Genomic DNA, 23,183 nt, shown 5'->3' with positions numbered 1-23,183 from the left:
GGAGCCGCCGCGATCTTGCGGCGGCTCCACGCCGTTTCACCCCATTGCTGAGAGAGTTCATCACCATGCTGTTCCACGTCGAAATGGATGTGCGGATTCCGCACGATCTCCCGGTCGAGAAGGTCGACGCGCTGAAGGCGGCGGAACGGGTCCGCGCCATGGAGCTGCAGCGCACGGGGGCCTGGCGCCATCTGTGGCGGGTGGCGGGGCGCTACGCCAATGTCAGCATCTTCGACGTGTCTGGCGCGCAGGAATTGCACGACATCCTGTCCAGCCTGCCGCTGTTTCCGTTCATGGAGATCCAGGTCACGCCGCTGTGCCGGCACCCGTCGTCGATCCACGACGACGACCGGTAGCACCGGGTTGAGGCCTCCGGAGCGATTGCGTCGGGTTGGCTCCCGTTCACGTCATCCAGGGCGGGAGCGGGAGATTCTTCTTGCGGAGGAAGTCCGGATTGAAGAGTTTGGACTGGTAGCGCTGGCCACCGTCCGCAAGGATGGTGACGATGGTCTTGCCTGGACCGAGGTCGCGTGCAAGCCGCATCGCTCCCACGATGTTGATCGCGCTCGAGCCACCCAGAACCAACCCCTCATGCGCGACCAGGTTGAACAGGACGGGTAGCGCCTCCTCATCAGTGATCTGGTAGGCCATATCGATCGGCGTGCCCTCGAGGTTCTTCGTCACACGGACCTGGCCGATGCCTTCTGTAATCGACTCACCCTCTGTCGTCAGCTCGCCCTTTGTGAACCAGTTGTAGAGGGCGGCGCCCATCGGATCGCTCAGCGCAATCTTCACGTCGGGGTTTCGCTCCTTGAGGGCGAGCGCGATGCCACCCAACGTCCCGCCGCTGCCGACGGCGCAGGTGAAGCCATCGATCCTTCCATCCGTCTGTTGCCAGATCTCGGGGCCGGTCGTGCGATAGTGGCCGTCGCGGTTGGCGACGTTGTCGAATTGATTTGCCCAGAATGCGCCCAGTTCCTCGGCAAGGCGGCTGGAATAGCGCGCATAGTGGTTCGGATGGGAGGACGGCACGGCGGGCATCAGGCGCAGATCGGCCCCGCACAGCCGCAGCATGTCCTGCTTTTCCTGACTTTGCGTATCGGGCATCACGATCACGGATCGATAACCGCGCGCATTGGCCACGAGCGCAATGCCGATGCCGACATTGCCGGCCGTGCCTTCCACAATGACACCGCCCGGCTTGAGCCGGCCGCGCTGCTCGGCGTCGTTGATGATGGCGAGGGCTGCACGATCCTTGATCGAGCCGCCCGGATTAAGAAATTCGGCCTTGCCGTAAATGTTGCAGCCCGTGATCTCCGATGCCGCGCGCAGCCTGATCAACGGCGTCTTGCCAATGGAGTCCAGAAAACCGGATCGAACGTTCATGGTTGCCCCGCCTGGCCAAACAGTAGCTTGATGCTGTTTTTCTCTTGATCTCGGAAATTTCCTTGCCGCACGGCATGCGGGATTGGAAATCCTAGTCTCTGACCGCGTCGTCATCGGACACGTCGCGTGCCGACATGCTGGAGCAGATAGCGAAACTCAATAGAGCCAGTTTTCGTGCACCGTACAATCCTCGTTTTTCGACAGTGCGACTGCAGATCGCTCATGCGGTTGGTACGTTGTGTCATTTCACTGCGGAAGTTGGTCCGCATCGCGTACGGACCGCACAATCGTGCGGCCATCAAGTGCGATCTGTGGATGTGCGCCCCGGATTGCCACGCGCATGCAGTGGAGACGGCATAAGCCGCCCCTGGCCTTCGTTGCGTGAGCGCTGGCGCAGCCTAATCGACGGCCGTGCGCGGGCGCCGGTGGCGGCTTGAGGTGTTGATACTGCCGGTGACGTCGGGGTAGCCGGTCAGGCTCAGCGTGTCGGCGCGGACGCCCCAGCTCTCGAGCCGATCGAGGAAGCTCATGCCGAGCAGGTTGGTCTTCATCTGCCCGCGCTGCATCACCAGCGCCGGCACCGATTTCTCGACCAGCTTGCCGACCGCGAGCCGATCGAGCGTCAGCCGCGCCGCCTTGGTGTGACCGCCGGCGGTCTCGAGGTCGACATTGTATTCGAGCATATCGATCGGCAGCCCGATCGCCTTCGCGGTTTCCCAGGTGAGCACGACCGAGGTCGCGCCGGTGTCGATCACCATCGGGGCGCTGACGCCGTTGATCTTGGCGCGGAACGCGAACTCACCGCCCTGGCCGCGCGCAATCTGCACCGCAGGGGCGGAGCTGGAGGTGAAGGCTGAGGCGGTGATGCTGCGGCCGAAGATCTGGGTCAGATTTTCCCTGGCGCGGGCGATCTGCTCGGGGTCGCCATAGGCGACGACGGCGCCGGCGGTTGCCATCAGAAGCACGATGACGAGGAGGATACGGGTCACGGCGCAACCCCCGCCGCAACGCCGATCACGCGCGTTTCGGACGCGGCTCCATGCGCTCGAGCCCAGCCTCGGCCATGCGCGCCGGCAGCGTCGCCATCACCGACAGCCGCTCCGTGCGGTCCATCTTGTGCCAGCGCGCGATCTCCGGAAGCGTGCGGCCACAGCCGAAGCAGAGCTTCGTCCTGGGGTCCATCATGCAGACTGCGATACACGGCGTCTCTGAGCTCATTGTTCAAGTGTTGAACGGTTTCAGCGGCCAGTGCAAGCCGGCTGACGTGGGATGCTGCATCACGCCTCCGCTTTTTGTCGCGAGCATGGTCCCGGCGCGAACGCCTTGGGTTTATTGCCAAAGCATTTTCGAGCGAAGTGGAGACCGGTTCGCGTAAAGAAAACGCGTCAGAACCAAAGTCTAGAGTCCCGTTCCGAATCCATCGGAACGGAAAGGGCTCTGGCGATAACCGCGTCACGATCTTCCGCGACATGCTCTACAATCCGGTGCCGGCACTCATGATCGACTTGCGGCGCACGCGTTTCCGGTCGGCGCCCATCGCGGGCTCGACGGGCTCCGGCGGCTGCATCGGCGGCGCTTCTTCTGCCATCGGCGCCAGCGCGCTCATCACCCGTTCCGGCGGCAAGGTGACGATCACCTCGGTGCCGATGCGCAGCTTCGACTTCAGCGTGAAGGTGCCGCCATGCATGTCGATCAGGCTTTTCGCGATCGGCAGGCCAAGGCCGGCGCCCTGTTCCGCCGACTTGATCGAGTTGGAGCCCTGGCCGAAGGAGGCCAGCACGACCGGGATCTCGTCCTCGGCGATGCCGCTGCCGGTGTCCTTGACGCTCAGATACTGCCCGCCCGACGCGGTCCAGCCGACCTTCAGCCAGATTTCACCGCCCTGCGGGGTGAACTTGATCGAGTTGGAGAGCAGGTTGAGCACGACCTGTCGGATGGCGCGCTCGTCGCCCCAGATCCTGGGCATGCCGTGCTCGAATACCTCGTGGATGGTGATGCCGCGGCTGGAGGCGCGCAGCTTCAAGAGATGGTGGCAGTCGGCGACGACATGCACCAGCGCCACGGCCTCTTCATTCAGCTCGTAGCGACCGGCCTCGATCCGCGACAGATCGAGGATCTCGTTGATGAGATTGAGCAGGTGCACGCCGGAATTATGGATGTCGGCGGAATATTCCTTGTAGACCGGCACGGTATGCGCGCCGAAGATCTCGCTCTTCATCACCTCGGAGAAGCCGAGGATGGCGTTGAGCGGCGTGCGCAGTTCGTGGCTCATCTGGGCGAGGAAGCGCGACTTGGCGACGTTGGCGGATTCGGCACGGTGGCGCGCCTCGTCGGAGATCGCCTTGGCCTGCTCCAGTTCGCCGATCAGCGCATCCTTTTCGGCGCGGGCTTCCAGCGTCGCCAGCGTGGTCGAATGCAGGCGGTGCGCGAGCAGGGCAAAATAGCCTTCGGCGGCAAGCGCGAGCAGCGCCAGCACGTAATTGTCGAACGCGCCGTTGAGCACGAGGTCGAGCGCGATCCCGACTGTCACCGGAACGGTCGCCGCAAGGGCTGCGATCGGCAGGCTCGCGGCCAGCATGCTGGAGACCGCGATCACCAGCAGCATCAGGAACATCATCAGCGTGTTGGAGGCGAGATCGCGCCCGGCGGGGTGGATCAGGATCGCGGTCCAGCACAGGCCGTAGAGCAGGTCGAGCAGCACGAAGCGGGTCCGCCATTTGCGGGTGACCGCGACCGAGGTTGGTTCGGCGAGGAAGCGGGAACAGCTGCGGATGATGGCGAGATGGACGCAGAGGATGCCAACCGTCCAGGCGCCGGCCACGATCGGCTTCATCCAGAGGCCAAACAGCACGCCGGTTGCCACCACGAGCAGCATCACGACGTATGACGCCGACATGCGGGTCTGGGCGTATTGGCGGAGCAGTTCGGCGTCGAACGCCGGGCGGGTTCCACTGGTTGACGTTAACCGATCCCGCGCCTCGCGCACCCGCTGCGCGGCGACGCGCCGGCTGTTCACCGGCACCGTCACCTGAGGTCCTGCCGGAAGCGCTACAACTTCAGGCTTTTCTGCGGGATTACTCATAAACAACACAAATCCTGCCAGCGAACCGCGCGGGCCTTTTGCATTGTCTATCTGTGACGCTAAATCATTAAGCGATGACTTAAAGAGCTAAGGAAAAGCGTAAACGGGAAGTTAAATTAACTTTTGCGCCGGGGGCTGCGCCGTTGTGCGCGATGGCGGGCGCACACGCGTACGCCGGGTCTGACAATTCCATGCTGTCATGGCCGGGCTAAGCCGTTGTCCCGGCAATCCACGTCTTGCTTTTCGTAGATCCACAGGGGTGGATGCCCGGGACAAGCCCGGGCATGACGAGATTGTGGGAAGCGTTAGCGCTGCAGACGGGCGAGCAGGCTCGACGTATCCCAGCGCTTGCCGCCCATCTTCTCGACCTCGGCATAGAACTGGTCGACCAGCGCGGTGGCGGGCAGGGTGGCGCCGTTGCGGCGGGCTTCCGCCAGCGCAATCGAGAGGTCCTTGCGCATCCACTCGACCGCGAAGCCGAAATCGTACTTGCCCTCGTTCATGGTCTTGTAGCGGTTTTCCATCTGCCAGGACTGCGCCGCGCCCTTGGAGATCGTCTCGATCACGGCGGCGACGTCGAGGCCGCTCTTCTTGGCGAAGTGGATGCCCTCCGACAGGCCCTGAACCAGGCCTGCGATGCAGATCTGGTTGACCATCTTGGTGAGCTGGCCGGCGCCGGCCGGGCCGAGCAATTTGCACATCCGCGCATAGGCGCCGGTGATGATCGGCTCCGCGCCTGCATAGGCGTCTTCGCTGCCGCCGCACATCACCGTCAGCACGCCGTTCTCCGCGCCGGCCTGGCCGCCGGACACCGGCGCGTCGACGAATTTGAACCCGGCCTTGGTCGCGGCGGCATCGAGCTCGCGGGCGACCTCGGCGGAGGCGGTGGTGTGATCGACGAAGGTCGCGCCCTTCCTGACCCCGGCGAAGGCGCCATCGGGGCCGATCGTCACCGCGCGCAGGTCGTTGTCATTGCCGACGCAGCACATCACGAAATCCTGACCTTCGGCGGCGGCCTTCGGGGTCGGCGCGGTCTTGCCGCCGAACTTGTCGGCCCATTCCTTCGCCTTCGCCGCGGTCCGGTTGTACACGGTGACCTCATGGCCGCCTTTTTTCACGAGGTGTCCCGCCATCGGGAAACCCATCACGCCGAGACCGAGAAAAGCGACTTTAGCCATGTCTGTTACCTTGTGATTTGCCGTGGTGACCGCCCTTGAGACCGCCGGAAAACGTCGCGGCGGGCAGGGCATTCCGTCCATGGAAGGAGCCGCACCATACCCCCTGTGCAGCGGAGGGCAACGGCCTTGGTGGGATGGCAGAAGGCGGTTTTGTGCTAGGATTGGCCCACCAACGAAGTTCACAAAAAAGGGAGTGTGTCGCATGGGCATGAGCGTCGGTGTGCTCGATCATTTCAATATCCGGACCCGGAATCTCTCCGCCACGGTGCGGTTCTACGAGGACATTCTGGGCCTGGAAAAGGGCGCGCGGCCGAACTTCGCGTTCCCCGGTGCGTGGATGTACAGCGAGGGCAAGGCGGTCGTGCATCTGGTCGATATTTCGGCGACCGACGAGGCACAAAAGCCTGACTCGGGCGTCGTCCATCACGTCGCCTTTGCCAGCCAGGGCTTCGATGGGATGAGGCAGCGGCTTCAGTCCAAGGGCATGGAATTCGATTCACGCCAGGTTCCCGGCGGCGATCTCTGGCAGATCTTCGTCAACGACCCCAACGGGGTCATGATCGAGCTGAACTACGAGGCCGCCAAGGAAGGCGGCTCGGCTGCGCCGGCCGAGCGGCGGGACGACGTCGGAGCGAGGTAGCCTTTTGCGCTGCAACGCTCTATGGGTCGTCTCTTGGGCATGATCCGGAAAAGTGCGAAGCGGTTTTCCGGCGCGACAAACGCGACGCGTTTGCGCGGAGATCATGCCGCGAAATGTCCAGGAGATGCGCGGTGAGCGTGACGCAGCAACAGGTTCTCGATTGCCTTGCCAAGGTGATGTCGCCACGCGGCACGGCCTTGACCAACGCCAATGTGCTGTCGGCGATCACTGTCACCGACGGCAAGGTGTTCTTCTCGATCAATGTCGACGCCGCGGAGGCCCGCGCCTGGGAGAGCGTGCGTGCGCAGGCCGAGAACGCCGTGCGCGCCATTCCCGGCGTCAGCGTCGCGATGATCGCGCTGACCGCCGAGCGCAAGGCGGGCGGTGCGGCGCCGGCGCCGCGGCCCGCCGGCGGCGTCCCGCCGGCGTCCGCCCATCGCCATCCGCATCCGCCCGGCGGGCAATCGCCGATGGCCCGGCAGGCCGAGATCCCCGGCATCTCCGCCGTCATCGCCGTCGCCTCCGGCAAGGGCGGCGTCGGCAAATCGACCACGGCGCTCAACCTCGCGCTCGGTCTGCGCGACCTCGGCCTGCGCGTCGGGCTGCTCGACGCCGACATCTATGGCCCGTCGGTGCCGCGGCTGACCGGCATCCGCGAGAAGCCGCAGCTCAATGACGACAAGAAGATGGTCCCGCTGCAGCGCTTCGGCCTGTCGATCATGTCGATCGGCTTCCTGGTCGAGGAGGACACCGCGATGATCTGGCGCGGGCCGATGGTGATGTCGGCGATCACCCAGATGCTGCGCGACGTCGCCTGGGGCACGCTCGACGTGCTTGTGGTCGACATGCCGCCCGGCACCGGCGATGCCCAGCTCACGCTGGCGCAGAACGTCCCGCTCAAGGGCGCCGTCATCGTCTCGACCCCGCAGGACCTCTCGCTGATCGACGCCCGGCGCGGGCTTGCGATGTTCAAGAAGGTCAACGTGCCGGTGCTCGGCATCGTCGAGAACATGAGCTATTTCCAGTGCCCGCATTGCGGCACCCGCTCGGATATCTTCGGCCATGGTGGCGCCCGCCACGAGGCCGAGAAGCTGGGGGTGCCGTTCCTCGGCGAAATCCCCCTGCACATCGCAATCCGCACCGCCTCCGATTCCGGCAACCCGGTGGTCGAGAGCGAACCGGACGGCCCGCACGCGGCGATCTACCGCGCGATCGGCGGCAAGGTCCGCGAGCAGCTGCAAGGCGTCATCGCGGCAGCCTGAGCCTGCGCTGCCGTCCCGCTGGGCCGATCGGCCTCGAAGCGTCGGGAGCCGGCGGGCCTTCTTCACAGGCCTGTGGCCCCTGGGCCTTTGGACGATTGCTGAATCGGTTCCGGCCTGTATGTTTATGCAGGAGTGGCCGAATCGTACCACGGGTGAAGCCAAACTGCGGGAAGGGGCCGTGAGGCGACCATCGATATGGCAGCATCACGCGAAGCAAACAAACAGCACCGCAAACATCTGACGCGGGAGAAGCGCGCAGAGGCCTCCCGGCTGGCATTCAACATGGCCAAGAAATCCGACTCGATGGGCGAGGCTGCCGAGGTGATCGCCAAGACGTATGGCGTCAGCAAGACGACCGCGCAAAGCTGGATCCGGCGCGGGCGGTATTTGGCTGATCAAGCCAAGAAGGCGCGAGAGACGACGCGGCGCTGATTGCTCCCGTAACCCGGTGGTTGAGAGCGGACCGGACGGCCCGCACGCGGCGATTTACCGCGCGGTCGGCGGCAGCTCCGCGGCCACCTGCCAGGCGTCATCGTCGCCGCCTGAAGGCGCATTTTCCGGCTGATTTCCAGCCTCATCAGACTTTCGTTTAATTGGCGCGGTCATGCCATTGTCGCGTTTCCGTGAAGCCGCCTTCCGTGTTAAAGGGCCGACCCAGAGCGCCTCGGCAGGCCTTCACGCGCCTGCCGGAGAACTGCTTGCGGTCACTGGGAAACGCCCCTGAAGGAGAAGTCTTACGATGAAGCGTCGTGATTTTTTGAAAGTTTCTGCGGCCGGTGCTGCCGCGACGGCGGTTGCCGCGCCGGCGATCGCGCAGTCCTCGCCTGAAATCAAGTGGCGCCTGACCTCAAGCTTCCCGAAGTCGCTGGACACCATCTATGGCGGTGCCGTCGAGCTGTCGAAGTACGTCGCCGAAATGACCGACAACAAGTTCCAGATCCAGGTGTTCGCGGCGGGTGAAATCGTCCCCGGCCTGCAGGCACTGGACGCGACCTCCAACGGCACGGTCGAGATGTCGCACACCGTCGCCTACTACTATGTCGGCAAGGACCCGACCTTCGCGATCTACGCCTCGGTGCCGTTCGGTCTCAATGCCCGCATGCAGAACTCCTGGTGGTACCAGGGCGGTGGCCAGGAACTCGGCAACGAGTTCTTCAAGAAGTTCGGCGTGATCGGTTTCCCGACCGGCAACACCGGCACCCAGATGGGCGGCTGGTTCCGCAAGGAGATCAAGACCGTCGCCGACATGTCGGGCCTGAAGATGCGCATCGGCGGCATTGCCGGCCAGGTGCTGCAGAAGGTCGGCGTGGTGCCGCAGCAGCTCGCCGGCGGCGACATCTATCCGGCGCTCGAAAAGGGCACCATCGACGCGGCCGAGTGGGTCGGTCCCTATGACGACGAGAAGCTCGGCTTCCAGAAGGTCGCCAAGTACTACTACTACCCGGGCTTCTGGGAAGGCGGTCCGACCGTGCACTCCTTCATCAACCTGGAGAAGTGGAACGCGCTGCCGAAGAACTACCAGGCGATCCTGGCCAACGGCGCCGCCAACGCCAACAGCTGGATGGCCGCGCGCTACGACATGCAGAACCCCTCCGCGCTGAAGCGGCTGGTTGCCGGCGGCACGCAGCTGCGTCCGTTCACCAACGAGGTGCTCGAGGCCTGCCTCAAGGCGACCAACGAGCTTTGGGGTGAAATCTCGGCCAAGAATGCCGACTTCAAGAAGTCGATCGAGGCCATGCAGGCGTACCGCTCCGACCAGTATCTGTGGTGGCAGGTCGCCGAATACACCTTCGACAGCTTCATGATCCGCTCGCGCACCCGCGGCTGATCGGCACGGCGTTTCGGATGAGCGTTCGCGTAGAGAGAACGCAGGCAAACAAGAACCAACGGCTTCGGTCCTAGGATCGAAGCCCGCCACGAGCTTCGAGCAAAAATAACCCGGCCTCCGCAACGAGGCCGGGTTTTTTGCGTCTGGCATTCGGGAAGGGGATGTTCCATGCTCGCATCCGAAGCCTCGGCACGAAGGCGGCGTGTGATCGGTCATTGATCATGACGGTAAAGAAAAGCGGCGCGACGATCGAAAGCAGTCGACGCTCGGACAACACAATCGAACAGGGCAGGATTCAAATGAAGCGAAGAGATTTCATCAAGGTCACGGGTCTGGGCGTCGCCGGCGCAGCCACGGTCGCAGCTCCCGCGATCGCGCAGTCGATGCCGGAGCTCAAGTGGCGCTTGACGACGAGCTGGCCGAAGTCGCTCGACACGCTGCACGGCGGCGCCGAGCTGATGGCGAAGGCGGTGGGTGAAGCCACCGACAACAAATTTCAGATCCAGACCTTTGCTGCCGGCGAGATCGTGCCGGGCCTGCAGGTGCTCGACGCCGTGCAGAACGGCACCGTCGAGATGGGGCACACCGCGCCCTATTACTATTTCGGCAAGGACCCGACCTTCACCTTCGGTTCCGCGGTGCCGTTCGGGCCCAACATGCGCCTCAATCAGGCCTGGTTCATGCTGGGCGGCGGCAAGGATCTGCTCAACGAGTTCTACAAGAGTTACAACGTCACCTCACTGCTCGCCGGCAACACCGGCTGCCAGATGGGTGGCTGGTTTCGCAAGGAGATCAACAGCGTCGACGATCTCAAGGGCCTCAAATTCCGCATCGGCGGCTTTGCCGGCAAGGTGATGCAGAAGCTCGGCGCGGTGCCGCAGCAGCTCGCCGGCGGCGACATCTATCCGGCGCTGGAGAAGGGCACCATCGATGCGGCCGAGTGGGTCGGTCCCTACGACGACGAGAAGCTCGGCTTCTACAAGGTCGCGCCGAACTATTACTTTCCCGGCTGGTGGGAGGGCGGCCCAATGCTGGTGGCGATGATCAACCTCGACAAGTGGAACGCGCTGCCGAAGCATTATCAGTTCGTGCTCGAGCAGGCCGGTCATCTCGCCAACAACTGGATGATGGCGCGCTACGACCAGGCCAATCCGATCGCGCTGAAGAAGCTGCTTGCGGTCGGCACCAAGCTGCGTCCGTTCCCGGCCGCGGTGATGGAGGCTTCCTTCAAGGCCGCCAAGGAGCTGCATGCCGAGGTTTCGGCGACCAATGCCAACTTCAAGAAGGTCTATGACTCGCTGACCTCGTTCTCCAACAACGGCTATCAATGGTTCCAGGTCGCCGAGGTCGGCTACGACAACTTCATGGCGCGCCACTCGCAGGCGTGATTGCGCGCTGGCATCACCGCAACAGCAAGCCCCGAAGCGATCGCTTCGGGGCTTCGCATTTGAACGATCAGGTCTTCGACGCGACGCGGCTTTCGAACACGCATGATCGCCAATCGCTGGTCGCACAATCGGTCGGCCAGCCGCCGCCGAGCGCCATGAACAGCGCCGCGGTGTCCGACAGCCGCGTCGCCACCGCCTGGACGCGGGTGATCGCGGCGTTGAAATAGGCCTGCTGCGCATTCAGCACCGTGACCTGCGTGACCTGCCCAAGCACCAGCTGCTTCTGCACGATCTCGAGGCTGGCCTTCGCGGTGTCCTCCGCCTTGATCGCGCTCTGCACAGCACGGGCATCCGCCTGCAGGCTGCGCAGCGCGTCGGCAACGTTCTGGAACGCGGTGATGACGGCTTGCCGGTACTGCGCGTTGGCTTGCTCGAGCGCGGCTTCGGCCGACCTTTGCTTGTGGTACAGCGTAAGGCCGTCGAACACGGTCTGCGTCGCGCTGCCCGCGACGGTGTAGAACAGCGTTCCCGGCGTGAACAGTCCGGCCAGTGTGGTGGCGCTGGCGCCGGGGTTGGCGCTGAGCGTAACGTTCGGCAGCCGTGCCGCGATCGCAACCCCGACCAGCGCGCTCGCCGAATGCAGATTGGCTTCGGCCGCGCGCACGTCAGGACGCTGCGCCACCAGCGTGCTCGGCAGGCTGACCGGCAAATTGGCCGGCAGGGCAAGGCGCTGCAGATCGAATTTTTGCAGGATCTCGTCGGCGGAGAATTGTCCGGCCAGCGCAGTCAGCAGGTCGCGCTGGATCGCGAGCTGCTTCTGCAGCGGCGGCAGCGTCTGCTCGGCCTGGGCCAGCGCGGTCTGCTGCGCCAGCACATCGACCTGGGCCGCCTGGCCGGCCTCGAACTGGTTCCTGAGGATGCCGAGGATATCGCGCTCGATCTTGACGGTGCGCTCGGTGGCCGCGATCTGGCCGCGCAGCGAAGCCTCCTGGATTGCCGCGGTCACGACGTTGGCGGTGAGCGTCAGATAGGCCGCCTCGAGCTGGAACCGGGCCTGCTCGGTCAGCGCATCGAGGCTCTCGACTGAACGGGCGTTCGCGCCCCAGATGTCGGGCACGAAGCTGATGTTGAGCTGGGCGGTGTGCAGGGTATAGCGCTGTTGTGACGGATCGCCCGGGGCCGCCTGCGTCGTCATGTTGGAGATCTGCTGGTCGGAGGGCGTGTAGTTCACCCCGGCCTGCGGAAAGTACAGGCCGCGCTGCGCCAGCGCGTTGTAGTTCGCGACCTTGATCGCCGCTTCGGCGGACTGCAGCGACGGATTGCGCTCGACCGACAGGCGGATCAACTGGTTGAGCGGCGCGGAGCGGAACGCCGCCCACCAGCGCGTCGGGATATCGGCTCCAGTGCTGAAGCGCTGCTGCGCCAGGCGCGGCCCCGCCGGATCGGTCGCGGGCGATCGCAACGGCTCCGGCGTGTAGCCGGCGACATCAGGCGGAGGCGGCGCGGTGAAGTTGGGACCGACGGCGCACGCCCCGAGCATCAGCGCGCCTGTGCCGATCAGCAGCACGCGCAGCGCGGCGACGACGGCCGGGCAGGGTATTTTGGCACTGAACGCGTACATCGCAGGATGCCCCTAATGCGCGGCTTCGGGCGGGGCCGCAGCCGGTGTCTCGCTGGGCGAGGCGGCGCGCTCGTGCGACAGGAAGATCTTGCGCAGCGCGGGCGCGACGATCAGCAGCAGCAGCGGGCCGATGAACATGCCGCCCACCACCACGGTCGCGAGCGGCCGCTGCACCTGGCTGCCGATGCCATGCGACAGCGCGGCCGGAAACAGCCCGACGCCTGCCGACAGCGCGGTCATCAGCATCGGGCGCATGCGCTGCTCGGCGCCGTTGAACACCGCCTCGGCGATGCTCTGGCCCGACGCGCGCAGCTCGCGGAAATAGGTGATGTTGAGGATGCCGTCCATCACGGCGACGCCGAACAGCGAGATGAAGCCGATCGCCGCCGAGATCGAGAAATTGAGCCCGGCGAGATACAGCGCGATCAGGCCGCCACCGACCGCGAACGGAATTCCGGCCAGCGCCAGCAGGCTGTCGCGCAGCGAGTTGAACAGGCTGTAGAGCAGGACGAAGATCAACAGCAGCGTGACCGGCACCACGATCATCAGCCGCGCCTTGGCGGCCTCGAGATTGTCGAACTCGCCCGACCAGATCATCCGGTAGCCGGTCGGCAACGGCACCGCCTCCGCGATCTTCGCTTGCGCCTCCGCCACCGTGCCGCCGAGGTCGCGGCCGCGGACGCTGAACTTGATCGGAATGTAGCGCTGGCTGCGTTCGCGGTAGATGAACAGCGCGCCGGTATCGAGCGAGATGTCGGCGAGTTCGCTCAAGGGAATATAGGCGTTGGTGCCCGACGGGGTCGCATAGGCGACCTTGATGTCGCGCACTGCGTCGATGCTCTGGCGGAATTTCGGATCGAGCCGCACCACGACGCCGAATTGCCGGTCGCCCTCGAGCACCGTCGTGGCATTGGCGCCGCCGAGCGCCGCCTGCACCACGGTGGTAACGTCGCCGGTGTTGAGGCCGTAGCGCGCGGTCTTTTCCCTGATAACGCGGATATTGAGGTTGGGCTGGCCGACCAGATGGAAGATGCCGAGATCGGCGACGCCGCGGATCTTGGCCATCTCCTGCGCGACCTTGGCCGCGAGCCCTTCGAGCACGTCGAGATTGGGGCCGATGATCTTGACCGAGTTCGCGCCCTTCACCCCGGACAGCGCCTCCTCGATGTTGTCCTGGATATACTGCGAGAAGTTGAAGGTGACGCCGGGCAGCTCCTCGTCGAATTCCGTCTGCAGCTGCTCGGTGAGCTTTTCCTTGGTCAGGCCCGGAGGCCACTGGTCGAACGGCTTGATCGGCGCGAACAGCTCGACGTTGGAGAACGGCGAGGCGTCGCTGCCATTGTCGGGGCGGCCGTGCTGCGACACCACGGTGATGATCTCGGGGTGACGCAGCAGGATCTCGCGCATCTTGCGGGTCGGGTCGGTGCCGGCCTCGAGCGAGATGGTCGGCGGCATCGAGGCGCGGATCCAGAAATTGCCTTCCTCGAGCGCCGGCAGGAATTCGCTGCCGAGCCGGCTCGCCGCCAGCGCGCTGAGGCCGAGGAAGATGGCACCGGCCGCGATCGCGACTTTCAGATGCGACAGTGACCAGCGCAGCACCGGCGTGTAGGTCTGGCGCAGCCGGCGGACGATGATGGTCTCGGTCTCCTCGATATGCTTCGGCAGCAGCAGCGAGGCCAGCACCGGCGTGACCGTGAAGGTCGCCAGCAGCGCGCCGGCCAGCGCATAGCCATAGGTCCGCGCCATCGGGCCGAAGATTTGCCCTTCGACACCCTGCATGGTGAACAGAGGCACGAAGGCGGTCACGGTGATGGCCGCGGTGAAGAACACCGCCTTGTCGACCTGCAGCGCGCTGACGAAGATCATGCGGAGCCGCTCGGTCCAGCCTGGCGCGGGCCCACCCTGTTGCGTCGTCGGATCACTCCCCCAATAGCCCTCGGCGAGGTTCTGCAGCAGGCGTAACCGGCTCTCGGGCGTGGACTGGAAGTTGCGGAAGATGTTCTCCATCATGATGACGGCGGAATCGACGATGATGCCGAAATCGACCGCGCCGAGCGACAGCAGATTGGCGTCCTCGCCCTGCAGCACCAGGATGATGATGGCGAAGAACAGTGCGAACGGGATGTTGGCGCTGACGATCAGCGCGCTTCTGAGGTCGCCGAGGAATATCCACTGGATCACGAACACCAGAAGGCAGCCGAACAACAGATTGTGCAGCACCGTGTGGGTCGTCACGCCGACCAGCGAGCTGCGGTCGTAATAGGGGACGATTTTGACTCCTGATGGCAGTGTGCCGTCGCTGTTGATCCTGGCGACCTCTTCCTCGACCTTGGGGATGATGTCGTTGGTGTGCTGGGTGCGTCCCATCACGACGATCGCGGCGGCCACGTCGTCATTGCCGTCCTTTCCGGCAATCCCGAGCCGCGGCACATAGCCGACCGAGACTCTGGCGACGTCCTTGATCTGGATCGGCAGGCCGTTCGACTGGGTCAGAACGATGTTCTCGATGTCCTCGACACGGTAGCCCTTGGTGACGTCGTCATCGCCGCCGGAATTGATCAGGCCGATGCCGCGGATATTGACCGATTGCTGGCCGATCGCGATTTCGCGGCCGCCGACATTGACGTTGGAATTGCCCAGAGCGCTGATCAGCTGCGGCACGGTGATATTATAGGCTTCGAGCTTGGCGAGATCGGCGTCGACGTTGAACTGCTTGGTGGTGCCGCCCCAGGAATTGATCTGCACCACGCCCGGCAGCGTCATCAGCCGGCGGGCGACGACGTAGTCCTGCAACGTCCTGAGATTGGTCAGGCCAAAATTGGGCGGACCGACCAGCTGGTAGCGGTAGATCTCGCCAACCAGGCTGGATTGCTGGATCTGCGGGATCTGATTGCCGGGAAGCTGGACGTTTTGCGTGAGATTGTTGGTGGCCTGCGAGAGCGCGAAATAGTAGTCGACGCCGTATTTGAAGGTGACCCGTACGAACGACAGGCCGTAGAACGAGGTCGAGCGGATGTTGACGACGCCCGGCGTCGAGTACAGCCCGACCTCCATCGGGATCGTGTAGTACTTCTCCATCTCCTCGGCGGAGAGCCCGGCCGCCTGCGCCGTGATCTCGAGGATGACGGGCGCCGGGTTCGGATAGGCCTCGATGTTCAGCCTGGTGAATGCGGCGAAACCGGCGGCGCAGAACACGACAAGGCCGAGCACGATGACGGCGCTTCGGGTCAGACCGAACTGAAGGAGGCTCTTGACCAAGGTGCTGCACTTACTCTTGAGCGGGCGAGGGCGCGGCCAGGACGGCTATCCGGCGGCCGCGTTGGCGAACTTGTTGCTGAGGAAGATCGCGCCGGTGGAGGCGACCTTCTCGCCGGCGCCGAGGCCGCTGAGGATCTGCCGCCAGCCGTCCTGCTCCAGGCCGATCGTGACCGTGCGGCGGCTGAATTTGCGGCTGTCGGTCGTGATCCACACCGTCATCGTTCCATCGCCCTCGCGCACGATGGCATCCGAGGGCACGCTGACCGACAGCCTCGGCGGCTCGGTCTCGATGGTGAAGCTCGCCAGCATGCCGGCGCGCAGCTTGTGCCGGGGGTCGTCGATCACCGAACGCACCAGCTGACGGTGCGAAGTAGGATCGATGTTGAGGCCCAGCGTCGTCACGCGGCCGCGAAACACCTCGCTCGGATAGGCGGGCACCCGGACCTCGACCGATTGGCCGATCCGGTAAGAGGGAGCATCGGTCTCGATCACGTTGGCGACCATCCACATTGTCGAGATGTCGGCCAGTGAGTAGGGCGCCGGTGCATTGCCGGGCTGCACGTAGAGACCAGGCGCTGCGTTGCGCGCAATGATCCGGCCGGAGATCGGGCTCGGGACCACCAGGATGGAATCAACCTTGCGGTCGGCGACGATGCGGTCGATCTCGGCGTCGGTCTTGCCGAAGATGCGCACCGCGTCGCGCGCGGCCTTGTAGTTGCCCTCGGCCGTTTGCTGATCCGACGTCGCCTGGTCGACGTCCTTCTGCGCGCCGCCGCCGGTCTTCAGCAGCTGTCTGACCCGCGCCAGCGTTCTGGTCTGCAGTTCGAGCACGCCGGCGGACGCCAGCAGCGAGGACTCTGCCTGCAGCAGATCGGGGCTGTCGATGGTGAACAGCGTCTCGCCCTTCGCAACCTCGTCACCGACATTGAGGGGCGCGTCGACGATCCTGCCGGGGTTCGGCGCGAATGCCTGCACCAGCATGTTCTGGTTGAAGTCGATCGAGCCGACCGCGTTCTTCAGCGTCCGGAATGAACGTTGCTCGGCGGCCATCACCTTCAGGGCGGCCGCTTGCTTGTCGCTCAGCGCGACGTATTGCTGCCCGACATCGACATCCTGCGATGCGCTCTCGTGCGATGCGGGCCCTTCGGCTTTGGCGCTCACGACACCATCGGCGCGCGTCATGAACCAGGTGCCGGCGAGCAGCGTCGCCAGCAGCGGCAATGCCGCAAGGCTCATTTGCTTCCTTTGAAATGACATCCGCCGCCCGGCCAATCCTGCATGAAGACCCGCGCGAGAGGCGAGGCCTTGCCGCAACGTGGCAGCCGTCGATCTCTCGGCGAGAACGGGCAAACCGTTATCAGGGCCAGCTGACGCCAGCCTTACATTGGCGCGCGCGATGGTGCATCCAAATGCGCGAATTTTGATTGCAGTGGATGCGCGTTTATCTATTTTCAGCTGCAGGCCGGCGGAGCTGGCCGGAGCCGACACATCGTGCTTGTCTCGCACCGGAGGCATCGGGCTCAGATACGTTTTGGTGCCGCAACAAGGTACGAAAAAGATCGATCGAATGAGGACTGGATTGCTGCGATGCGCCTTCTGATCGTCGAGGACAATGTCGAGCTCTCGCGGCTGCTCGCCAGCGGGCTGATGGCGGCGGGATATGAGTCCGATGTCGTCAACAGCGTTGCCGAGGCGCGCGATGCGCTGCGCAGCGTCAGCTATGCCGCCATGATCCTCGATCTCGGACTGCCCGACGGCGATGGCTTGTCGGTGCTGTCGGAGCTGCGCCGCAAGACCGATCCGCTGCCGGTCCTGGTGCTGACCGCGCGGGGCGGCTTGCAGGATCGGGTCAGCGGCCTGCGCAGCGGCGCGGACGACTATCTGGCGAAGCCGTTCGCGCTGGAAGAGCTGGTGGCGCGGCTCGAAGCCATCCTGCGCCGGCCCGGCCAGCTGCTCGGCTCCTCGCTGAAGCTCGCCAATCTGGTCTACGACACCGAGAGCAAGCAGGTGTTCGTCGACGGCGCTCCGCACGTGTTCTCCGCGCGCGAAACGTCGGTTCTGGAGATCCTGCTGCGGCGGCAGGGGCGGGTGGTGCCGAAGAAGAATGTCGAGGACCACATCTTCGGCCTGTCCGGCGAGGTCGCCTCGAACGCGGTCGAGGTTTACGTGTCGCGGCTGCGCAAGCTGCTCACCGAGCACCGCGCCAAGGTCATCATCCACACCATTCGGGGCGTCGGTTATCTGATGGCGGAGGAGAAGTAGGCGTGTTCCGCTTCAAGTCGCTGACGTCGCGGATCGTGTTCCTGCACATCGTGGCGGTCGCGGTCGCGGCGATCTTCCTGCCGCTGCTGCTGCTGTGGCTGTTGAATTCGGAGATCAATCAGCTGCATCGCGAAGCGATGCGCGACCAGGCCGCCGATCTCGGCCAGAACCTCTCGGTCGACGCCACGGGCAAGGTGCAGCTCAACTTGCCGGACAGCCTGAGGGGGCTCTATTCCGACGCCTATGGCCGCTACCGCTACGACATCTACGATGCCGACGATCATCTGCTGTTTTCGTCGCATCGCGAGCCGCCGCGACTGCCGGCCTTGGCCAACCGGATTTCCGGTGCTAGCGTCACCAGGCTGCTCGGTGGCCAGACGCTGCGCATCCTGGTCGCCGAGGACCTGTCGCATCGCGACGTCATCATCGACGACATCGTGTCCAATTTCTTCCGGCGGGTTGGCTGGATCACCATCCCGATCCTTCTGATCCTGCTTGCGACCGACATCCTGATCTTCCGCCGCGCGGTGATTCCGCTGTTGCGGGCCTCGGAGGAGGCGAGAAGCATCGGGCCGGCAAGGACTGATATCCGCCTTCCAACGGAGGGGATTCCGAGCGAGATCCTGCCGCTGGTGACGGCCGTCAACCAGGCGTTCGATCGCCTTGAGGAAGGCTTTCACGTGCAGCGCCAGTTCACGGCCGATGCCGCGCATCAACTGCGCACGCCGCTTGCGATCCTCAGAACCCGGATCGAGACGCTCGATGCGGCCAAGGGGACCAGGGAACTGCATGCCGACATCGAGAGCATGAGCCGCATCGTCAGCCAGCTGCTCGAGATCGCCGAACTCGACACGCTGGTGCTTGATCCCGGCGAGACCGCGGATTTGCGCGCGGTGTGCGCCGAGGTGGTCGGCTCGATCGCGCCCTACGCGCTGGCGCAGCACAAGGACATCGCGCTGCGCGGCACCGACAGTCCGGTGCAGGTCAGGGGCAATGCGGAGATGCTGCAGCGGGCGATCTTCAATCTGGCGGAGAACGCCATCAAGTACACCGCCGATGCGACCTCGGTCGATGTCGAGGTGCACGACAACGGTTCGGTGCAGGTGCGCGACTGCGGGCCGGGGATTGCGCCCGCCGAGCAGGGCCTGATCTTCCAGCGCTTCTGGCGTCGCGATCGCCAGCGCACCGACGGCGCGGGGCTCGGCCTCTCGATCGTGCGCGGCGTCGTCGAGGATCACGATGCGACGGTGAGGGTGGAGAACCTGCCGTCCGGCGGCGCCCAGTTCACGCTGAGCTTCCGCCTCGCCAAGCCAGAGCCGGCAGCGTCCTGAGCCGGCCCGCGAACGTGCCGCGGCCTGCCGGTCTATTTCACCTTGCCGTCGGACAGATCCATGATCATGCGCGTGGTCAAATACAGGCGCGGCACGATGCTGTTGATCTGCACGTATTCGGCATCGTTGGAGTGCGCGCCGAAGCCCGACAGGCCCATGCCTTCGACCACGGCCCCCTTGGTCTTGAGCGCGGCAAACGCCGCATCGGTGCCGCCGCCGGTGGCCCGCTCGGCCACGTTCAGCGACAGGCCCAGCTCCTGATAGATCGTCTTGCCGTGGCCGGCCACACGGCGCGAGGCGTCGCTCGCTTCGAGCGGCGGGCGGCGCACCTCGAACTTCACGTCCACCCTGGAGTCCGGCAGCAGGCGGTTCTTGATCTTGTCCCGCAGGGCTTTCTCGAGCTCGTCGAAATCCGCCACCTTGAGCGCACGCGCATCGGCCTGGGCCGTGGCTTCGGCGGGGATCACGTTGCGGTTGGTGCCGGACTTGGACACCGTCCAGTTCAGCTTCAGGCCCTGCTCCGGCTTGGACAGGTCCTTCATCTGCAGCACCTGGTGTGACAGCTCATAGAGCGCATTCACGCCGCCTTCGGGCCTGGCGCCCGCATGCGACGACTTGCCGTGCACCGTGAGGTAGGCCGAGCCGATGCCGCTGGTGGGAAGGCGCAGCGTGCCGTCGGTGCCGCCGCCCTCGAACGAGAACACGGCATCCTGTTCCGCGGCGAGACGGGTGATGGTGCTGCGCCAGCCGGGCGAAGAGATCTCCTCGTCGCCATTGATCAGCACCGTGAGCGTACCGTAATTTTTGAAGTTCAGCTTCTGCAGCAACGCCACGGCGTGGAGAATGGTGGCGACGCCCTGCTTGTCGTCGGCAATGCCGAGCCCATAGGCCTTGTCGCCATCGATGCGGAAGGGTTGGTCCTTCAGCATGCCCTTGAGATACACCGTGTCCATGTGCGCGATCAGCATGATCTTCGCGCTGCCGGTGCCCTTGAATACGGCCTGCACGGCGGGGCCGATCTTCTCGGGCGTGTCGTCGAGGCGGTAGATATCCGTGGTCTGCAGGATATCGACCGCGCCGCCGAGCTGCTTGAGCTGGCCGGCGACGCGCTCGGCAAGCTGGTTCAGGCCGTCGACGTCCTTGCTGCCGGATTCGATCTGCACGAGGTCGCGCAGGGTGTCGAGCAGCGGCTGCTGCTCCTGTTGCGCCAGCGCGCGAAGGTCGGCTGCGTGCGCCGCGGGTGCGGCAAGCGCCAAAGCAAACGACAGCATCAGCGGGCGAATGAGCGAGCGGGCGGGATGCAATTGGGGCATGGCGGCGATCTGTGAGTTGGAGGACGATCCGTATCCCCGTCTTCACAGGCCTCGCCGACGCCGTCAACAGCGGCGTGCCTTGCGCCGCAAGCGCGTTTGCGAGCGAAGTGGACGCCGGTTCGCGTGAAGAAAACGCGACAAGACAAGAATCCAGAGCATCGGTTCTGATTCAATCAGAACCGAAATGCTCTGGGCACGCCGAATGCGCTGATGCCGGCTACTGCTTCGGCTGGCCGAAGTCGAGCGGCGGCAGCTCGATCTGCGGCACCTCGATCTTGACCTTGTTGAGGTCGACATCGAGCGGCTTGTCGAGCAGTCCGGTGACGACGACCGGGAACGCAATCACCAGCGCCACCATGATCGCCTGCAGGCCGATCCAGGGCATGGCGCCCCAGTAGATGTCCGAGCTCTTCACTTCCTTCGGCGCCACGCCGCGCAGATAGAACAGCGCGAAGCCGAACGGCGGATGCAGGAACGAGGTCTGCATGTTGACGCAGAGCATCACGCCGAACCAGATCAGCGCGGCGTCGGGACCGACCACCGGCGCCAGCACCTTCTGCGCGATCGGCGCGATCATCGGCAGGATGATGAACGCGATCTCGAAGAAGTCGAGGAAGAACGCCAGGAAGAAGATGAACAGGTTGATGAAGATCAGGAAGCCCCAGACGCCGCCGGGCAGCGAGGTCAGATGGTGCTCCAGCCAGGTGCCGCCGGATACGCCGAGGAACACGACCGAGAAGCAGGTCGAGCCGATCAGGATGAAGGTGACCATGCAGGTGATCCGCATGGTGGTCTCGTAGCCCTGCTTGATCAGGTCGCGCAGGTCCGGGATCTTGACGGCCTCGAGGCAGATCCAGACCACCGCGGCGTAGGTGATCGCGAAGGCGAGCTTGAAGAGCAGGTTCTCGCTGTAGAGCATCGCGATGATGGTGCCGATGCCGCCGGCGATCACGCCTGTTATCAGCACCTTGTTGCCGATGGCGCTGAAATCCTTGTGGTGGATGGCTGCGAGCACGATGGCGCCGACCGCGCCCATGGCGCCGGCTTCCGTCGGGGTCGCAAGGCCCATCATCATGGTGCCGAGCACGACGAAGATCAGCACCGCCGAGGGGATGATGCCGAGCAGGCACTTCTTCCACAGCGCCCAGCCGGTCAGCGTGCGCGCCTCGATCGGCACCGCCGGCACATGACTCGGCTTGAAGATGCCGAGCAGGAAGGTGTAGCCGGCGAACAGCAGGATCTGGAACACCGACGGGCCCCAGGCGCCGAGATACATGTCGCCGACCGACTTGCCGAGCTGGTCGGCAAGCACGATCAGAACGAGAGAGGGAGGGACAAGTTGCGTGATGGTGCCGGAGGCGGCGAGCACGCCCGTGATGTAGCGGATGTTGTAGCCGTAGCGGATCATCACCGGCATCGAGATCAGCGCCATGGCGATCACCTGCGCAGCCACCGTGCCGGTGATGGCGCCGAGGATGAAGCCGACGATGATCACGGAATAGCCGAGGCCGCCGCGGATCGGGCCGAACAACTGGCCCATCGAATCCAGCATGTCCTCGGCGAGCCCGCATCTCTCCAATATCGCGCCCATGAAGGTGAAGAACGGGATCGCCAGCAGCAGCTCGTTGGACAGCACGCTGCCGAAGATGCGGCCCGGGATCGCCTGCAGGAAGTTGAGGTCAAAGAAGCCGAGATAGATCGAGAGGAACCCGAACGACAGGCCGACCGCGGCGAGCGTGAACGCCACCGGATAACCGATCAGCATCGCTACGATCAGGCCGCCGAACATCAGTGGCGGCATCATCTCCAGCGTGATCATTGAGTCGGCCTCTCATACTTCGCGTCGATGGTCACGTAGCCCTGCAGCGCGGCGATCCGCTTGATCACCTCTGAGACGCCTTGCAGCGCAAGCATCACGAAGCCGGACGGGATAACGAACTTGATCGGCCAGCGTAAGAGGCCGCCGGCGTTGCCGCTCATCTCGCCGACCGCGTAGGCCTGGTAGAAGAACGGCCACGACAGATAGGCGAGCAGGAGGCAGGCCGGGATCAGGAAGAACAGCGTTCCGATCAGGTCGAGCCAGAGCTGGCCGCGTTCGGACAGCATCAGATACATGATCTCGACGCGGACATGCTCGTTGCGCTTGAAGGTGTAGGAGGCGCCGAACATCACGAGGATCGCGAACATGTACCACTGCGCCTCGAGCCAGCCGTTAGAGGAGTAGCTGAACGCGTAGCGGATCATGGCGTTGCCGGCACTGACCAGGCACGAGATCAGCACCAGCAGGTTGCAGATGTAGCCGATCTTCTCGTTGAGTTGGTCGATGGCCTGACTTAATGCCAACAATGGGCGCATCACGATCTCCACGGCCGCGCCATCCGCGCGCCGAATATCTCTTCAAGCATCATCTGGCCGCCGCGCGCATGCGCACGGAGCCACGGCTCACTTTCAGGAGCAGTTGCAAACGTTCGTCCTCCCCCGAAATCCGCTTCAGCCGTTCTTGGCTGCCGGGGGTCGTCGGCAGGAGCCGACGGAGGGCAGCGGCCTATGCTGGCCAGACTAGCGTGAAAGCTGATTCACCAAATCAGCGCCGTGGAACGCCGTCAATCGGAAAATGGGCAAATTGACGCCGCG

At 64.5% G+C, this 23,183-nt stretch carries 19 protein-coding genes; 8 read left to right on the top strand and 11 right to left on the bottom strand.

What is annotated here, in order from left to right:
- The first annotated feature begins 65 nt into the window (after positions 1 to 65).
- Positions 66 to 356, top strand: a complete 291-nt coding sequence (catC, locus tag AC1VNY_RS07080; protein ID WP_026192617.1) for a muconolactone Delta-isomerase — start codon at positions 66 to 68, stop codon at positions 354 to 356.
- Between the two features lie 46 nt (positions 357 to 402).
- Here catC and AC1VNY_RS07075 read toward each other — a convergent pair whose 3' ends face one another.
- From AC1VNY_RS07075 to AC1VNY_RS07055, 5 genes are all read right to left on the bottom strand, one after another.
- Positions 403 to 1,386, bottom strand: coding sequence for a cysteine synthase A (locus AC1VNY_RS07075; RefSeq protein WP_482404631.1), 984 nt, complete (start codon positions 1,384 to 1,386; stop codon positions 403 to 405).
- 398 nt (positions 1,387 to 1,784) lie between these two features.
- Entirely contained in the window at positions 1,785 to 2,375 is a 591-nt protein-coding gene (locus tag AC1VNY_RS07070; RefSeq protein WP_482404630.1) for a TIGR02281 family clan AA aspartic protease, read from the bottom strand.
- 25 nt (positions 2,376 to 2,400) lie between these two features.
- Complete coding sequence (locus tag AC1VNY_RS07065) at positions 2,401 to 2,604, bottom strand: DUF1289 domain-containing protein (protein WP_026192618.1); 204 nt, start codon at positions 2,602 to 2,604, stop codon at positions 2,401 to 2,403.
- Positions 2,605 to 2,860: 256 nt separating this feature from the next.
- Positions 2,861 to 4,468 carry a sensor histidine kinase gene (locus AC1VNY_RS07060; RefSeq protein ID WP_482404629.1) on the bottom strand — a complete coding sequence of 536 codons (1,608 nt, stop codon included), beginning with the start codon at positions 4,466 to 4,468 and terminating at the stop codon, positions 2,861 to 2,863.
- A gap of 305 nt (positions 4,469 to 4,773) precedes the next feature.
- A complete protein-coding gene (locus tag AC1VNY_RS07055; protein WP_304499696.1) occupies positions 4,774 to 5,646 on the bottom strand; it encodes an NAD(P)-dependent oxidoreductase in 873 nt (290 codons plus the stop codon).
- Positions 5,647 to 5,848: 202 nt separating this feature from the next.
- Here AC1VNY_RS07055 and AC1VNY_RS07050 point away from each other — a divergent pair, with 202 nt between their 5' ends.
- The 5 genes from AC1VNY_RS07050 (at position 5,849) to AC1VNY_RS07030 (ending at position 10,764) form a co-directional block, all read left to right on the top strand.
- The gene (locus AC1VNY_RS07050) at positions 5,849 to 6,286 is read left to right on the top strand and encodes a VOC family protein (RefSeq protein ID WP_016843272.1); all 438 of its coding nucleotides are present in this window, start codon (positions 5,849 to 5,851) and stop codon (positions 6,284 to 6,286) included.
- 131 nt (positions 6,287 to 6,417) lie between these two features.
- Positions 6,418 to 7,548, top strand: coding sequence for an Mrp/NBP35 family ATP-binding protein (locus AC1VNY_RS07045; protein WP_411783276.1), 1,131 nt, complete (start codon positions 6,418 to 6,420; stop codon positions 7,546 to 7,548).
- Between the two features lie 195 nt (positions 7,549 to 7,743).
- Positions 7,744 to 7,980, top strand: a complete 237-nt coding sequence (locus tag AC1VNY_RS07040; RefSeq protein ID WP_482404628.1) for a hypothetical protein — start codon at positions 7,744 to 7,746, stop codon at positions 7,978 to 7,980.
- Between the two features lie 307 nt (positions 7,981 to 8,287).
- Positions 8,288 to 9,376 (top strand): TRAP transporter substrate-binding protein, encoded by a 1,089-nt coding sequence (locus tag AC1VNY_RS07035; protein ID WP_482404627.1) that lies wholly within the window; start codon positions 8,288 to 8,290, stop codon positions 9,374 to 9,376.
- A 299-nt stretch (positions 9,377 to 9,675) separates the two neighbouring features.
- Complete coding sequence (locus tag AC1VNY_RS07030; RefSeq protein ID WP_411783275.1) at positions 9,676 to 10,764, top strand: TRAP transporter substrate-binding protein; 1,089 nt, start codon at positions 9,676 to 9,678, stop codon at positions 10,762 to 10,764.
- Between the two features lie 67 nt (positions 10,765 to 10,831).
- Here AC1VNY_RS07030 and AC1VNY_RS07025 read toward each other — a convergent pair whose 3' ends face one another.
- The 3 genes from AC1VNY_RS07025 to AC1VNY_RS07015 are packed head-to-tail and all read right to left on the bottom strand — an operon-like array spanning position 10,832 to position 16,879.
- Entirely contained in the window at positions 10,832 to 12,385 is a 1,554-nt protein-coding gene (locus AC1VNY_RS07025) for an efflux transporter outer membrane subunit (protein WP_482404626.1), read from the bottom strand.
- A gap of 12 nt (positions 12,386 to 12,397) precedes the next feature.
- Complete coding sequence (locus tag AC1VNY_RS07020; RefSeq protein ID WP_482404625.1) at positions 12,398 to 15,643, bottom strand: efflux RND transporter permease subunit; 3,246 nt, start codon at positions 15,641 to 15,643, stop codon at positions 12,398 to 12,400.
- A 45-nt stretch (positions 15,644 to 15,688) separates the two neighbouring features.
- Positions 15,689 to 16,879, bottom strand: coding sequence for an efflux RND transporter periplasmic adaptor subunit (locus AC1VNY_RS07015; RefSeq protein WP_482404624.1), 1,191 nt, complete (start codon positions 16,877 to 16,879; stop codon positions 15,689 to 15,691).
- Positions 16,880 to 17,230: 351 nt separating this feature from the next.
- Between AC1VNY_RS07015 and AC1VNY_RS07010 the strand changes: the two genes are divergently transcribed.
- Entirely contained in the window at positions 17,231 to 17,905 is a 675-nt protein-coding gene (locus AC1VNY_RS07010) for a response regulator transcription factor (protein WP_411783274.1), read from the top strand.
- Between the two features lie 2 nt (positions 17,906 to 17,907).
- Positions 17,908 to 19,236 (top strand): sensor histidine kinase, encoded by a 1,329-nt coding sequence (locus AC1VNY_RS07005; RefSeq protein WP_304555839.1) that lies wholly within the window; start codon positions 17,908 to 17,910, stop codon positions 19,234 to 19,236.
- 32 nt (positions 19,237 to 19,268) lie between these two features.
- On the opposite strand, the gene AC1VNY_RS07000 is transcribed toward AC1VNY_RS07005, so the two are convergent.
- The 3 genes from AC1VNY_RS07000 to AC1VNY_RS06990 form a co-directional block, all read right to left on the bottom strand.
- Entirely contained in the window at positions 19,269 to 20,549 is a 1,281-nt protein-coding gene (locus AC1VNY_RS07000) for a M20/M25/M40 family metallo-hydrolase (RefSeq protein ID WP_482404623.1), read from the bottom strand.
- A gap of 217 nt (positions 20,550 to 20,766) precedes the next feature.
- The gene (locus tag AC1VNY_RS06995) at positions 20,767 to 22,368 is read right to left on the bottom strand and encodes a TRAP transporter large permease (RefSeq protein ID WP_482404622.1); all 1,602 of its coding nucleotides are present in this window, start codon (positions 22,366 to 22,368) and stop codon (positions 20,767 to 20,769) included.
- Entirely contained in the window at positions 22,365 to 22,904 is a 540-nt protein-coding gene (locus AC1VNY_RS06990; protein WP_028334243.1) for a TRAP transporter small permease subunit, read from the bottom strand. The genes AC1VNY_RS06995 and AC1VNY_RS06990 overlap by 4 nt, the downstream gene beginning before the upstream one ends.
- Between the last annotated feature and the right edge of the window lie 279 nt (positions 22,905 to 23,183).

The sequence above is a fragment of the Bradyrhizobium ferriligni genome (genome assembly GCF_056837965.1).
This window is presented reverse-complemented; position numbering and strand designations above follow the sequence as displayed.